Source organism: Streptomyces sp. NPDC052682 (assembly GCF_040678435.1).
GTDB lineage: Bacteria > Actinomycetota > Actinomycetes > Streptomycetales > Streptomycetaceae > Streptomyces.
Genome location: NZ_JBFATS010000009.1, coordinates 116,423 through 129,948, shown reverse-complemented (window position 1 = coordinate 129,948; position 13,526 = coordinate 116,423). Strand labels below are relative to the sequence as shown.

At 72.3% G+C, this 13,526-nt stretch carries 14 protein-coding genes; 5 read left to right on the top strand and 9 right to left on the bottom strand.

Annotation, left to right across the window (positions count from 1 at the left end; translation table 11 throughout):
* Positions 1-101 precede the first annotated feature (101 nt).
* Complete coding sequence (locus tag AB0K80_RS16310) at positions 102-1,604, top strand: hypothetical protein (RefSeq protein ID WP_365669939.1); 1,503 nt, start codon at positions 102-104, stop codon at positions 1,602-1,604.
* Here AB0K80_RS16310 and AB0K80_RS16305 read toward each other — a convergent pair.
* From AB0K80_RS16305 to AB0K80_RS16270, 8 genes are all read right to left on the bottom strand, one after another.
* Positions 1,592-2,278, bottom strand: coding sequence for a TetR/AcrR family transcriptional regulator (locus AB0K80_RS16305; protein ID WP_365669937.1), 687 nt, complete (start codon positions 2,276-2,278; stop codon positions 1,592-1,594). The two genes, AB0K80_RS16310 and AB0K80_RS16305, sit on opposite strands and share 13 nt — an antisense overlap.
* Positions 2,279-2,475: 197 nt before the next feature.
* Entirely contained in the window at positions 2,476-3,165 is a 690-nt protein-coding gene (locus tag AB0K80_RS16300; protein ID WP_365669934.1) for an HAD-IA family hydrolase, read from the bottom strand.
* Positions 3,166-3,529: 364 nt separating this feature from the next.
* Positions 3,530-4,201 carry a phosphatase PAP2 family protein gene (locus AB0K80_RS16295; protein WP_365669932.1) on the bottom strand — a complete coding sequence of 224 codons (672 nt, stop codon included), beginning with the start codon at positions 4,199-4,201 and terminating at the stop codon, positions 3,530-3,532.
* A gap of 80 nt (positions 4,202-4,281) precedes the next feature.
* Entirely contained in the window at positions 4,282-5,214 is a 933-nt protein-coding gene (locus AB0K80_RS16290) for a M56 family metallopeptidase (protein ID WP_365669931.1), read from the bottom strand.
* A 122-nt stretch (positions 5,215-5,336) separates the two neighbouring features.
* Positions 5,337-5,906, bottom strand: coding sequence for a DUF5134 domain-containing protein (locus tag AB0K80_RS16285; RefSeq protein WP_365669929.1), 570 nt, complete (start codon positions 5,904-5,906; stop codon positions 5,337-5,339).
* A gap of 264 nt (positions 5,907-6,170) precedes the next feature.
* Positions 6,171-7,217: an aldo/keto reductase gene (locus AB0K80_RS16280; protein WP_365669927.1), complete on the bottom strand. Its 1,047-nt coding sequence runs from the start codon at positions 7,215-7,217 to the stop codon at positions 6,171-6,173.
* Positions 7,218-7,294: 77 nt separating this feature from the next.
* Positions 7,295-8,059, bottom strand: a complete 765-nt coding sequence (locus AB0K80_RS16275; protein WP_365669925.1) for a VOC family protein — start codon at positions 8,057-8,059, stop codon at positions 7,295-7,297.
* A gap of 182 nt (positions 8,060-8,241) precedes the next feature.
* Entirely contained in the window at positions 8,242-8,634 is a 393-nt protein-coding gene (locus AB0K80_RS16270; RefSeq protein ID WP_365669923.1) for a VOC family protein, read from the bottom strand.
* Between the two features lie 80 nt (positions 8,635-8,714).
* Here AB0K80_RS16270 and AB0K80_RS16265 point away from each other — a divergent pair, with 80 nt between their 5' ends.
* Entirely contained in the window at positions 8,715-9,254 is a 540-nt protein-coding gene (locus AB0K80_RS16265) for an N-acetyltransferase (RefSeq protein WP_365669921.1), read from the top strand.
* Between the two features lie 9 nt (positions 9,255-9,263).
* Here the strand turns inward: AB0K80_RS16265 and AB0K80_RS16260 are convergent, their stop codons facing one another.
* The gene (locus AB0K80_RS16260) at positions 9,264-9,944 is read right to left on the bottom strand and encodes a glycerophosphodiester phosphodiesterase family protein (protein ID WP_365669919.1); all 681 of its coding nucleotides are present in this window, start codon (positions 9,942-9,944) and stop codon (positions 9,264-9,266) included.
* Positions 9,945-10,252: 308 nt separating this feature from the next.
* Between AB0K80_RS16260 and AB0K80_RS16255 the strand changes: the two genes are divergently transcribed.
* From AB0K80_RS16255 to AB0K80_RS16245, 3 genes are read left to right on the top strand one after another with little or no spacing between them, the layout of a single operon-like run.
* Positions 10,253-11,650 carry a DUF6421 family protein gene (locus AB0K80_RS16255; protein WP_365669918.1) on the top strand — a complete coding sequence of 466 codons (1,398 nt, stop codon included), beginning with the start codon at positions 10,253-10,255 and terminating at the stop codon, positions 11,648-11,650.
* A gap of 38 nt (positions 11,651-11,688) precedes the next feature.
* Positions 11,689-12,438 (top strand): SDR family oxidoreductase, encoded by a 750-nt coding sequence (locus tag AB0K80_RS16250; RefSeq protein WP_365670287.1) that lies wholly within the window; start codon positions 11,689-11,691, stop codon positions 12,436-12,438.
* Positions 12,435-13,505 (top strand): low specificity L-threonine aldolase, encoded by a 1,071-nt coding sequence (locus tag AB0K80_RS16245; protein ID WP_365669917.1) that lies wholly within the window; start codon positions 12,435-12,437, stop codon positions 13,503-13,505. The genes AB0K80_RS16250 and AB0K80_RS16245 overlap by 4 nt, the downstream gene beginning before the upstream one ends.
* Positions 13,506-13,526 lie beyond the last annotated feature (21 nt).

Below are 13,526 nucleotides of genomic sequence, written 5' to 3'. Positions count from 1 at the left end.
TGATTGCGAGTCTGTTGCCCACTGTTGGAATGTGCATGGTGAAGACAATACTTCGGGGTGCCTGCACAGCTCCGAGGTGAACGGAGCAGAGGGAGGAAACAGTGATCCTGTTGAACGACCCCCGAACACGGCGCAGACGCCTGGGAGTGGCAGCGGCGGCGGGCGGGCTGCTCGCCGCGCTCCTGACGGCCGCCCCGGCCGCCGCGATCCCCGACCCCGGGGACACTCCGGCCAAGCCCAAGGAGGTCTCCAAGAGCGCCCGTGCCGAGGCCCGGGAGGCCATCGAGAGCGGCGAGATACCCGGCCAGGACGAGATCGTCCACTCCGCCAACATCAAGCACCTCGCCAACGTCCCCAAGGACGTGCTCCCCGGCACCAACTCGGACCTGGCCTTCCAGGGCAGGTACGCCTTCGCCGGCAACTACGACGGCTTCCGCATCTTCGACATCAGCAACCCCAAGGCGCCGAAGACGGTCGCCCAGGTGCTGTGCCCCGGCTCGCAGAACGACGTCTCCGTCTCCGGCAACCTGCTGTTCCTGTCGACCGACTCCTCGCGCAGCGACAGCAGTTGCAACAGCACCACGCAGCCGGCGACCGAGAAGTCCTCCTGGGAGGGCATGAAGGTCTTCGACATCAGCGACAAGCGGAACCCCAAGTACGTCGCGGCCGTCGAGACCGCCTGCGGCTCGCACACCCACACGCTGGTGCCCGAGCGCAGGAACGTCTACATCTACGTCTCCTCGTACTCGCCGAACGCCGCCTACCCGGACTGCCAGCCGCCGCACGACGGCATCTCCATCATCAAGGTGCCGCGCAGCGCTCCGGAGAAGGCGGCGGTCATCGACTTCCCGGTGCTCTTCCCCGGTGAGGGCCCGGACGGCGGCGGCAACCCGGGCGCGCCCACCAACCCGGGCGTGTCCAAGACCACCGGCTGCCACGACATCACCGTGCTGCCCTCCGAGGACCTGGCCGCCGGCGCCTGCATGGGTGACGGCATCCTGATGTCCATCAAGGACCCGGAGCGGCCGAAGATCATCGACCAGGTCCAGGACAACGTCAACTTCGCCTTCTGGCACTCGGCGACCTTCAACCAGAAGGCGAACAAGGTCGTGTTCACCGACGAGCTGGGCGGCGGCAGCGGCGCCACCTGCAACGCGGCCACCGGCCCGAACCGCGGCGCGGACGGCATCTACGACATCGTCGGCAAGGGGGACCAGCGCAAGCTCGTCTTCCGCAGCTACTTCAAGATCCCCCGCCACCAGGCGGACACCGAGAACTGCGTGGCCCACAACGGCTCGCTGATCCCGGTCAAGGGCAAGGACCTCATGGTGCAGGCCTGGTACCAGGGCGGCGTCTCCGTCTGGGACTTCACCGACTCCGCCGCCCCCAAGGAGATCGCCTACTTCGAGCGCGGCCCGCTGAGCACGGACGCGATCACCACCGGCGGCTCCTGGTCGGCGTACTACTACAACGGCTACATCTACTCGAACGACATCGCCAAGGGCTTCGACGTCCTGAAGATCGACGACCGGCGCACGGACCCGGCCAGGTGGGTCCACCTGCGTGAGCTCAACGTGCAGACGCAGCCGGACTACTTCGACTGACCCTCGGGCCCGCACCCCGGTGCGGCCCCGGTCGCGAAGAACCGCGACAGATCCGTGTCGCACGTCCCGCCGGGCCCTTCGGCGTCCGGCGGGACACCCATGTCCCAGTCCAGCCGGTAGCGCTTGAACAACTCGGCGCGCAGCACCGGCAGCGGCATCGGCACCCCGGGCACCAGGGCGGTGTACACGGCGCCCATCAGCAGTGCGCGCAGCATCGGGTAGTCGCTGTCGACGTCCCGGGAGCCCTGCCGGGCCACGGTGTCGCGCAGCAGCTCGGCCAGCCGCCGCTGCTCGGGACACGGCACGAACCCCTCGGCCTGGAGGAGCCCGGCCATGTGCTGGCGCATCAGCACGGGATAGTCCCGGGCCAGGCCCAGGATCGCGTCGACGGCCCGGGCCAGCCGCTCCCGGCCGTCCTCGGTGCGCGGCTCGCGCTCCAGCGCCTCCTCCAGGGTGCGGTGCATCAGCCGGTGCACGGCGGACTGCACCAGCTGGCGCTTGCCGGGGAAGTAGTACGACACCAGGCCGCGGGCCGAACCCGCCCGGTCGGCGATGTCGCCGAGCGTCGTCGCCTCGTAGCCGTGCTCGCTGACCAACTCGACCGCCGCCTGGAGGAGCCGTTCCTTGGAACGCCTCCGCAACTCTTCGTTGACCGAGGCGCTGCGCGGGGACATTGTCGAACTCCTCGTTGGCTGGCTGCCAGCCAACTATACTCAGCGAAGTCCGGCCAGGGCTCTTGGAGGCCTGTCGCGGGCTGTTGTCTGCCTCGGGCGACGCGGGGGATCGTCCGGGGCGGACGCTTTGCCCCACTGGTGGCCTCAGGCTACTTCTCGGCTCCGCCCGGACCCGTCGGCCGCTCGGCACAAACGGGTCAGCCGACCCGGTCCAGCACCGGCCGCAGCCCGTCGGGCCGGTCGGTCACCGGCAGGTGGTCCACGAAGTGCACCCCGCAGCCCAGCGCGGCGGCGCCGCCGTCCGCGTGCCGGTCGTCGCCCACCATGAGCGTGGCGCGGGGATCGACGCCCAACTCCTCGCAGGCGGTGGCGAACAGCCGCGGGTCGGGCTTCTGGACCCCGTGCTCGTACGACAGGACGTACGTGTCGACGTACGGGTCCAGGCCGTGCGCGCGGAAGACCGGACGCAGGTCCCAGCCGATGTTGCTGACGACCCCCACGCGCACGCCCCGCTCGCGCAGTGCGCCGAGCACCTCGGCGGCGTCCGGGTACGGCGCCCAGGCGGCGGGGCTCATGTGCCGGTCGTAGAGCGCGTCGTACAGCGCGGGGTCGGGCAGCGGGACCCGGCGGGCGGCAGCGGTGTAGGCGGCCCGGTGCAGCTCGGCGCTGCGGTCCCGGACGCGCCACAGGGCAGCGAGCTCCCCGGGCAGCTCCACCGGATGGGCCCCGCCCGGCAGCGCCCCCGCCCGCTCCAGCGCCTCGGCCGCCGCCGACACCTCCGGCGCGGGCAGCTCCACCCCGCGCTCGGCCAGCACACCCCGCAGCCAGGACTCGGCGGACTCGATACGGAAAAGGGTCCCGGAGAAGTCGAACAGCACGGCGGTCACGGGGAGATCCTATGAGCCGGCCGCGCCGAGGAGCCACGGCACCTCGCCGGCCGGCCAAACCCCTGCGGGCCGCGCCCGGACGCGATCCCGCCCGCGGTGAGGACGGCAGGTCAGCCCGCGCACACCATGTGCTCGCTGCGGCGCGGGGCCAGGCGCAGCAGGCCGTCCGGCCCGGCGACGCCCGGGAACGGCTCCCGGCCTCCTCGGCACCGCGCTCGCCCGCCCGGAGTCGAGCTCCGCCCCGGCGCCGAGCTCCGCGCCGCGCCGGATCACCCGGCCCCCGGCCCCCGTACCGGGCGGCGGCCGCGGCTCGGCCGGTCCGGCGCAGGCGCGGCGGCGGCCCTGGAGGTCCCGCAGCGCGCGGTCACGGCCGCCGCAGCCGGTACACCCACACCGCCAGCGACACCACCAGGGCGCCCAGCAGCCAGCCGCCGAGGACGTCCGTGGGCCAGTGGACGCCCAGCCAGACGCGGGTCAGACCCACCCCGGCCACCGAGACGACGGCCACGGCCACGGCGGTGTGCCACACGGCGCGGGTGACGCCCCCGCGGTGCAGCAGCCACAGCAGCAGGCCGAGGACGACCGTGGCGGTCATGGCGTGACCGGACGGGAAGGCCGCGTAGTGGGCGGAGTCGACGGGGTCGGGGAAGACCGGGCGGGGCCGGCCCACGGCCGCCTTGAGGCTCTGTTGCAGCAGGGTGCTCAGCGCGACACTCGCCCCCAGCCACAGCGCCGTCCAGCGGGCCGCGCGACGCCAGATCAGCCACACCACGACCACGGCGCACAGCAGACGCATCGTCCAGGGGTCCCACACCCAGTCCGTCAGGACACGGCACACCTGGGTGATGCCGGGCTCGCCGACCGCCCACCGGTGCGTGGTGCGGGAGACGTCACCGTCCACCACGATCAGCGGGCGCCACCGGGCCGCCACCAGGACCAGCAGCAGCAGGGAGCACACGGCCAGGACCCCGGCGGACCGGGCGGCCGTGCGGTGGGTCGGCGGACGGGGCGGGGCGTCGAGGGTCGGGGTGTGCATGGTGTGATCCTCGCTGACGCGGAGGGTCCGGTTCCAGCTCCGGGCGGCCGGCGGCTGCGGCTCCCCGGAGGCTCGCTTCGCTACCCGAGTGCCCGCAGACCCGGAACGAACGCCACCAGGACCGGGATCACCGGCACCAGCGCGGCCGCCGCCGTCAGCCGCAGGCGCCGCAGCGCCGGCAGCCGGTCCGGCGGGGTGAGCAGCCGGTGCACCCGCTGCGGCACCTGGGCCTGCGGGGTCGGGCAGGGGCCGAACACGCCGCGGTGCTCGTTGAGTTCGACCAGCGCCAGCGCGGTGGTCAGCCGGCCGAAACGGCGGGAGGCCATGTCGTCTGCGGCGAGTTCGACCAGCCGGTGCATCTCGTCGCGGAACGCGGCGAACACCGGCACCTGCGGGAACCCGTACGCCAGCGCGGCCGAGCAGTGCCGCAGCCACTCGTGCCGCGCGAGCGCGTGCCCCTCCTCGTGGGCGAGTACGGCGTCCAGCTGCCGCCCCTTGAGCCGGCGCACCGCGGCGGTGGTGACGACCAGTCGGGGCGGGGTGCCGGGCAGCCACCAGGCATCGGGCCGCTCGCCCTCCAGCACGACGAGTCGGCTGACAGGCTTCTCACCGGGCAGCTGCGGGGCGCGCAGCAGGAGTTCGGCCCGGCCGCGCCGGCGCCGGACGCGTGCCCGGACGACCTCCCGGACCAGCATCGTCGCGCTCCACAGCCCGGCGCAGGCCAGCACGACCGCCGTGGCCGCCGCCCAGGGGCCGGCCGTGCCGAGGGCGTAGGCCTTCACCACCGGGCTCGGCGCCGACGCGAAGACCTGGCCGCCCACCGCCCGCCAGGCGGCGGCCGCGCTGAGCGTCATCGACAGGGCGCAGCACAGCAGCACGGCCGCGACCACGCACTGCCACACCCACAGTGCCAGTACCGGTTCGCGGTCCACCCAGTCGGCCCGGGCGAGCAGCCGGGGACCGGCGACGGCGGTGAGGACGCCGAGCAGCAGCAGGGCCGCGGGGAGCATCATGCGCGCAGCATATGAGCGCGGTACCGCTCAGGGGTACGGCCGCCGGCCGTGAAGTGACGCAGACAACGGACCCGTACGGGCCTGCGTCACAGTGCCCGGCGACGGGTCGGACCGCGCTCGGGTCACAGGGTCAGCAGCATCGCCAGCATCGCGATCCCCATGGACAGCCGGCACGCCCGCGCCAGTTCCGGGTCACCCCAGGCGGCCGTCCCGCCCCGGGCTCCGCCGCCCCCGGTTCTGCCTCGGACCCCGTTGGGGACCGGCACCAGGCGCACTCCGGTCAGCAGCACGTACCCGGTGAAGTAGAGCAGGAGTGCCCCGGTGAGTGCGGGAAGGCCGGACGGGCCCGAGGTGTGCCCGTGCGCGGGGGAGCCGCCCATCACCAGTGCCATGTAGACCATGGTCGTCGCGCCCACCAGGTGGTGGAGGTGGTGGGCGCTCGTCCGCAGCGCCCACAGCGCCCGCGCCGCCGCCGCCCCGAACACCACCGCGTATCCGGCCCAGGCCCACCCTGGCGGGGTGAACACCGCCGCGGGCACGGCCATCACGGCCATGCCGAACCCCATGAGCGCCTCGCCGCCCGCTGCGCTGCGCTGCTCCTCGACCCCGCTGCGCATCCGCAGCAGGCAGTAGGCGCCGGTCGCCGCGCACAGCGCGACCAGCAGCCAGCCGGACGCCGCCGGTCCGTGCACCCCGCACCTCCCCCTCGACCCGCTCCACGGTCGGTCCAGAGATGCCCTCGGGCGGCGGCGCGCACGCGAGCGCAAGGGAGTGCACGGGAGCGTTCGACGGAGCAGCGCAGGTCAGACGCTCTGTTTGACGAGTAGACCACCCTGCTGACGTCGCGCCTCATGAGCAGTGCGCCCCCCGCCCCCGCCGGCCGGTCCGGCGAGCGGGCTGCTCCCGGACCGGGGCCCGGGCCCGGACACGAGAACGGAGGACGTACGGGGGAGCGGTCAGAGCACGTCGTGCACCGTGCGGCGGTGGGTGGAGCGGCGGTCGTCGATGTCCTGCCAGCGGTCGCCGTAGACGTTGCGCGTGACGGCCGGGTCACGCAGGAAGTCGTGCGGGAAGCCCAGCGGCACCGCGCTCACCTCGTCCAGGCGGGCCAGGGCGTCCGCGTCCAGGCGGACGTCGACGGCAGCCAGGTTGTCGGCGAGCTGGCTCTGCCGGGTGGCCGCGATGATCGGGACGACGTTGCCGGGCCGGGACAGCAGCCAGGCCAGCGCCACCTGCGCCGGGCTCCAGCCGCCCTGCTCGGCGATCTCCAGCACGGCGTCGATGACGGCCTCCTCCCGCCGGTCCTCCTCCGCCGAGCCGAGCCGCCCGGGCTCGCCCCGCCGGTACTTCCCCGTCAGCTTCCCGGCCGCCAGCGGCGCCCAGGCCAGTACGGCCATGTCGAACGCCCGCGCCTGCGGCAGCAGTTCGCGCTCCGGTGTGCGCTCCAGCAGGTTGTAGCGCAGCTGCGACCCGGCGAACGCGGTCCAGCCCCTCAGCTCCGCCAGCGTGTTGGCCTGCGCGATCTCCCAGGCGGGCCAGTCCGAGACACCCACGTACAGCACCTTGCCGGTGCGCACCAGGTCGTCCAGGGCCCGCATGACCTCCTCGACCGGGGTGAAGTTGTCCCGCGCGTGCACCCACAGCACGTCCAGCCGGTCGGTGCGCAGCCGCCGCAGGCTGGCCTCCACCGACTGGACGAGGTTCTTGCGGTGGTTGCCGGCGGCGTTGACGTCACCCGCGCGGATGCCGCAGGTGTACTTGCTGGCCAGGACGAACGCGTCGCGCCGCCCGTGGAGCAGTTCGCCGAGGACGTTCTCGGACTCGCCGCCGGTGTAGATGTTGGCGGTGTCGACGAAGTTGCCGCCCGCGTCCGCGTAACCGCCGAGGATCTTCCCGCTGGTCTCCTTGTCGGTGACCCGTCCCTGGTCGCCGCCCATGGTCATGGCGCCCAGGCTCAGTTCGCTCACGCGCAGACCGGTCTTGCCGAACAGTGTGTAACGCACAGTGTTGTCCCCTCCGGGCAGGTCGTACGGACGACGCTAGGAGGTGGAGCGCGCTCCAGCGCAACCGTTTCCCTGGGTCAGTCCTCCTCCCCGGCCCGGTACACCCCGAACATGGCGCCCTGCGGGTCCCGCAGCACCGCGATGCGCGGCCCGTCGGGCACGGTCGTGGGCACCATCAGCGCGTCCCCACCCGCCCGTGTGGCCGCTCCGGTGGTGCCGTCGACGTCCTCGGTCGCGAAGTACGGCAGCCAGTGCGCGGGCACCTCGGGCGGGAACTTGTCGTCCATCGTCACCATGCCGCCGAACTCGGCGTCGCCGAGACGCCACCGGGTGTAGTGGCGCCCGGCGTCGACGTCCCAGCCGAACACCGTCGTGTAGAAGGACACGGCCTGTTCGGGGGAGCGGGTCAGCAGCTCCACCCAGCCCAGCGAGCCGGGCGCGTCGGACAGCCCGGCGCCCGGGAAGGTACCGGCCTGCCACAGCTGGAAGACGGCGCCGCCCGGATCGGCCGCCACCAGGAAACGGCCCATGTCGAACACGTCCGCCGGCCCGGACAGCACCTGCCCGCCCGCCGCCGTCACCTCCCGGGCGGCGGCATCCGCGTCGCGCACCGCGAACGACACGGTCCACGCCACCGGCTGCGACGGCTGGTACAGCGGCGTGAGCCCGGCGACGGCCGCGTCCCCGAGGTGCGCGACCGTGTAACCGCCGACCTCCTGGCGCGCATCCCTCTCGGGCCGCCAGCCGAACAGCCGGGTGTAGAACCGTGCGGCGCTTTCCAGGTCGCTGGTGCCCAGCTCACTCCAGCAGGGCCCGTCGGTCACCGGCGCGTCGAGCTTCATGGCGTTCCCCTCATGGCGCGTGCCGTGTCCCCCTCCAGCACGTTAAGCCGGGCCCCGGCCCCCGGCCATCCGGTGGAACCCCCTGGTGTACGGCACCGGCCCCCGGACTCTCGCCCCGCACCACACTGACCCGGACCGCCGCCCGGCGCGGCGAGCACCGGCTCGGAAGAGGCAGCGGCCTCTCAGATCTCCGGCCGGTACCGCAGCGGATGATCCGCGGGCACCTCCACCAGCACGATGGGCGTTCCGTCCGGGTCGGCGATCCACATCTCGACCAGGCCCCACGGCTCCTTCACCGGCGGACGGACGATCTCCACCCCCTTCGCCCGCAGTTCCTCGTGCGCCGCGGCCACGTCCGCGACCTGGAGCCACAGCCGCACGTCCGCGGCGGGCGCCGTGTCGGACCGGCCCGAGACCTCCAGGAAACCGCCGCCGAGGAAGTAGACGGTGCCGCGCTCCGGGCCCGTACCGAACTCCCGGTACACGGCGAGGCCCAGGTGCTCGCCGTAGAAGGCGCGGGAGCGCTCGGGGTCGGTGGGGCGGAGCAGGATCCGGCTGCTGAGAACATGCACCATGCACCCGGAGCCTAGTGGCAGGGTTACCCTCGTCGTTGCTTTCGTCTCGCCCGAACCCTCCAGCACCTGGGAGTGCCCTCATGGAGACCTCCGTCACCGGACTGACCTTCCGCGACGCCACCGACGCCGACGTGGACGAGCTGGTCGCGCTGATCGAGTCGGCGTACCGGGGAGAGTCCAGCCGGGCCGGGTGGACCACCGAGGCGGACATCCTGGACGGGCAGCGCACCGACCCCGAGGGCGTGCTGGAGGTCGTCAAGTCGCCCGACAGCCGGCTGCTGACGGCCGAGCGGGACGGCCGGATCGTCGCCTGCTGCCAGCTCGAACACCGCGGCGACCACGCCTACTTCGGCATGTTCGCGGTCAGCCCGACCCTGCAGGGCGGCGGGTTCGGCAAGGCCGTCCTCGCGGAGGCGGAGCGGCAGGCCCGCGAGAGGTGGGGTGCGGCGCAGATGCGCATGACGGTGATCTCCGTCCGGGAGGACCTGATCGCCTGGTACGAGCGCCGCGGCTACCGCCGTACGGGAAAGACGACCCCCTTCCCGTACGGCGACGAGCGCTTCGGCATCCCGCGCCGCGACGACCTGCGGTTCGAGCTGCTGGTGAAGGACCTCGCCTGACCGGCCTCGTCACACGGCGGCGATCGCCTGCCTGATCTCGGGGTAGTCGGTGGTCGCGCCGTCCAGCCCGAACGCCCGGGCCAGCCGCACGTCCTGCTGCGTGTTCACCACCCAGCCGATGATCCTCAGGTCCGCGCGGCGCACGTGCTCCACGACCTCGAGGGAGAGCCGTCGGATGTTGAGGCAGACGGTCTCCGCGCCGGCCTCCACGGCGCGGTCCGCGATGTCGAGGCCGTACCGGCCGGCGATGAGCGCGGTGCGCACGCCCGGCACCAGACGGGCGATCTCGGCGATCGCCTCGTCGTGGAACGAGGACACCTCGATACGGCCGGTCAGGTCCCGTTCCCGGATGACCTCGGCCAGGGCCCGCGCCGCGGCCACGTCCTTGATCTCGGCCTGCAGCGGCGCCTGAACGGCGTCCAGCACCTCCTCGAACACCGGGATCCGCTCGCCGTCGCCCGCGTCCAGGGCACGCAGTTCCTCGAGGGTCTTCTCGACGATCGGCCCGGTGCCGTCGGTCGTCCGGTCCACGTCGGGGTCGTGCATGACGACGAGCGCGCCGTCCTTGCTCAGGTGCAGATCGAGTTCGATGGCGTCCAGACCCGCCTCCTGGGCGGCGACGAACGACCGGAGGGTGTTCTCCGGTGCCACACCCATGACTCCACGGTGACCGATGGTGACGAAGTTCAAGACGGGACTCGCTTCCGTCGACGCTGCGCTGTGAGCGGGCCGCGGCCCTGCGGCCCCCGTGGACCGTATGGCTACGGCCCCTGTGGACCGTAACCGCTGCGGCCCTGTGTGGACCGTATCGCCTGCGCCCGCGGCGACGCGCCGGGCGTGACCCGTTTGGCCTAGTCGCGGCAGGGCAGGTGTCCGACAGGAAAAAGTGCGGCGTGGGTGGGGGCTGCGCAGGATGATTTCCTGGGGCTCCCCTTGCTGGAAGAAACCTCGTGTGTATACGGTCTCCATACGCGAGGTTCTCCTGTGGAGGATGGGACATGACGGAAATTCTTGTGCAGGTGGGTGCGGAGAAGCAGGTTTCTCCGGCAGGCAGGGTGGTGGAGCACCCGGCATGGCCCGTGCTCAAGGATGCCGTGGAGCGGATCCGGCCCTGGCAGTCCAAGGACGGATCGATCGACTTCGACGCCGAGGGCGCCCCGGACCGCGCCGACGCCGAACTCGCCGTACGCCAGGTCGCCGACGCCGTCCAGGAGCTCTCCCCGCTGCTGCCGCACGACCACGACTACCACGAGGCCCTGGTCAAGGACCTGCGCCGGTGGGCGGAGGGCGGCTTCGAGGTGCCCGACTTCCTCGACTCGCTGCTGGCCTTCCAGCCGGCCCGGAACCGCCAGGACGGCCTGCAGCACCTGGTCGTCTTCCCGATGTACACGCAGAACGGCAACCCCAACCGCAACCTCGAGGCGGTCGTGCTGCGCATGGTCTGGCCCGACTGGCTGGCCGAACTGGAGCGCACCCGCTACGACAACCCGCTGTTCTGCGGCATCACCTTCGAGGACTTCACGGCCGGGTACGACACCAACTCCGCCGTCCTGTTCCCCGAGACGATCGCCGTGCGCGAGGCCCCCGAGCGGTTCACCTGGGGCGGCATCTTCTGCGACCGCGAGGCCGCCCGCTTCCGCCGCGTGACCGCCGCCGCCGTCGACATCCTGGGCCTGGAGCTGCCCGAGGACGTCGCCGCCATGGTCCACGACCAGAAGCGCTGCGAGGAGGCCTTCGTGCTGTGGGACATGGTCCACGACCGCACCCACAGCCACGGCGACCTGCCGTTCGACCCGTTCATGATCAAGCAGCGCCAGCCGTTCTGGATGTACGGCCTGGAGGAGCTGCGCTGCGACCTCACCGCCTTCAAGGAGGCCGTGAAACTGGCCAAGGAGGGCGTCCCGCAGGCCCGTGACGTCCAGGTCGCGGTGCTGTTCGACCGCATGTTCCGCTTCCCGGTCACCGGCGAGCGGGTGCGCAACTACGACGGCCTCGGCGGCCAGCTGCTCTTCGCCTACCTGCACAAGCACGACGTGGTCCGCTGGACTGACAACAAGCTCTCGATCGACTGGGAGCGCGCCCCGCAGGTCACCAACCAGCTGTGCGCCGAGATCGAGAAGCTGTACCGCGACGGCATCGACCGCCCCAAGCTCGTCCACTGGTTCGCCGGCTACGAGCTGGTCTCCACCTACCTCGCCCCGCACCCGGGCTCCAAGTGGGCCAAGGGCCCGGACGCGCTCGACCTGACGCAGCCGCCGCGCAAACTCGTCGATGACGTGCTTCCGGACGAGTTTCCGCTGAGCATGTTCTATGAGGCACTGTCCAAGAAGCTGAAGCACGTGATCGCCTCCACCAAGGGCATCACGGCGGACGGCGCCGAGCGGGTCGCCGCGTGAGCGACCGCGACAACACCACTGCTCAGGAGGCGAAGATCATGGCGGGCAACGGGGCGCTCAGCGGTGCGGTGATCGCGGTGGCCGGCGCGGGCGGACCCGCCGGCCGGGCGGCGCTGGTCAGGCTCGCCGAGGCGGGGGCGACCGTCGTCGGCGCGGACAACGACCCGGAGCGGCTGGCCGAGGCCGTGGACGCGGCGCGCTACGGGCACGGCGGCGCCACCGTCACCGGCGAGACGGTCGACCTGCTCAACCTCCAGGCCACCCGCGACTGGGCCGCTCGCACCGAGAAGGAGTTCGGCCGCGTCGACGGGCTCGTGCACCTGGTCGGCGGCTGGCGCGGCAGCGAGACCTTCACCCGGACCAGCCTGGACGACTGGGACTTCCTGGAGATGCTGCTGGTACGCACCGTCCAGCACACCTCCCTCGCCTTCCACGAGGCGCTGCAGCGCAGCGACCGCGGCCGGTACGTGCTGATCAGCGCGGCCGGCGCCAGCAAGCCCACCGCGGGCAACGCCTCGTACGCCGCCGCCAAGGCCGCCGCCGAGGCGTGGACGCTGGCCCTGGCCGACTACTTCGGCAAGGCCGGGGGAGAGCAGGGCCCGAGCTCGGCGGCTGTCATCCTGGTGGTGAAGGCGTTGGTGCACGACGCGATGCGCGCCGATCGCCCCAACGCGAAGTTCGCGGGCTTCACGGACGTCAAGGACCTCGCCGAGGCCATCGCCGAAGTCTGGGAGAAGCCCGCCGCGGAAGTGAACGGAAACCGTCTGTGGCTGACCGAGAAGCCGTGAACCCCCCGAAGACCGACGCGCGTCGCCACCACGACCCCGAGGTCCGCGGTTTCGCCAGTGACAACTACGCCGGGACCCACCCGGAGGTGCTCGCCGCCCTGGCCCTGGCCAACGGCGGGCACCAGGTCGCGTACGGCGAGGACGCCTACACCGAGCACCTCCAGCAGGTCGTCCGCAGCCACTTCGGCGCCACCGCCGAGGCCTTCCCGGTCTTCAACGGCACCGGCGCCAACGTCGTCGCGCTGCAGGCGGTCACCGACCGCTGGGGCGCGGTGATCTGCGCCGAGAGCGCGCACATCAACGTCGACGAGTGCGGGGCGCCGGAGCGGGTCGGCGGGCTGAAGCTGCTCACCGTCCCGACGCCCGACGGCAAGCTCACCCCGGAGCTGATCGACCGGCAGGCCTACGGCTGGGACGACGAGCACCGCGCCATGCCGCAGGTCGTCTCGATCGCCCAGGCCACCGAGCTGGGCACGGTCTACACGCCGGACGAGATACGGGCCATCTGCGAGCACGCCCACGCGCACGGCATGAAGGTGCACCTCGACGGCTCCCGGCTGGCCAACGCCGCCGCCTTCCTTGACGTGCCGATGCGGGCGTTCACCAACGCGGCCGGCGTCGACCTGCTCTCCCTGGGCGGCACCAAGAACGGCGCCCTGTTCGGCGAGGCGGTCGTGGTCATCAACCAGGACGCCGTGCGCCACATGAAGCACCTGCGCAAGCTGTCCATGCAGCTCGCCTCCAAGATGCGCTTCGTCTCGGTGCAGCTGGAGGCCCTGTTCGCCCGGGACCTGTGGCTGCGCAACGCCCGGCACGCCAACGAGATGGCCCAGCGCCTCGCCGAGGGCGTACGCGCCGTGCACGGCGTGGAGATCCTCCACCCGGTCCAGGCCAACGCGGTCTTCGCGCGCCTGCCGCGCGAGGTGAGCGAACGCCTGCAGAAGCGGTTCCGCTTCTACTTCTGGGACGAGGCGGCCGGCGACGTGCGCTGGATGTGCTCCTTCGACACCACCGAGGACGACGTCGACACGTTCGTGAGCGCCCTCAAGGAAGAGATGGCGCGCTAGCGGCATCGTCCCTGCGATTGC

Excerpts from the sequence above, each read along its gene's own strand:
- AB0K80_RS16255 (WP_365669918.1), top strand. The coding sequence starts at position 10,253 with ATGACGGAAATTCTTGTGCAGGTGGGTGCGGAGAAGCAGGTTTCTCCG.
- AB0K80_RS16290 (WP_365669931.1), bottom strand. The coding sequence starts at position 5,214 with ATGATGCTCCCCGCGGCCCTGCTGCTGCTCGGCGTCCTCACCGCCGTC.
- AB0K80_RS16250 (WP_365670287.1), top strand. The coding sequence starts at position 11,689 with ATGGCGGGCAACGGGGCGCTCAGCGGTGCGGTGATCGCGGTGGCCGGC.
- AB0K80_RS16275 (WP_365669925.1), bottom strand. The coding sequence starts at position 8,059 with ATGAAGCTCGACGCGCCGGTGACCGACGGGCCCTGCTGGAGTGAGCTG.
- AB0K80_RS16270 (WP_365669923.1), bottom strand. The coding sequence starts at position 8,634 with ATGGTGCATGTTCTCAGCAGCCGGATCCTGCTCCGCCCCACCGACCCC.
- AB0K80_RS16265 (WP_365669921.1), top strand. The coding sequence starts at position 8,715 with ATGGAGACCTCCGTCACCGGACTGACCTTCCGCGACGCCACCGACGCC.
- AB0K80_RS16305 (WP_365669937.1), bottom strand. The coding sequence starts at position 2,278 with ATGTCCCCGCGCAGCGCCTCGGTCAACGAAGAGTTGCGGAGGCGTTCC.
- AB0K80_RS16295 (WP_365669932.1), bottom strand. The coding sequence starts at position 4,201 with ATGCACACCCCGACCCTCGACGCCCCGCCCCGTCCGCCGACCCACCGC.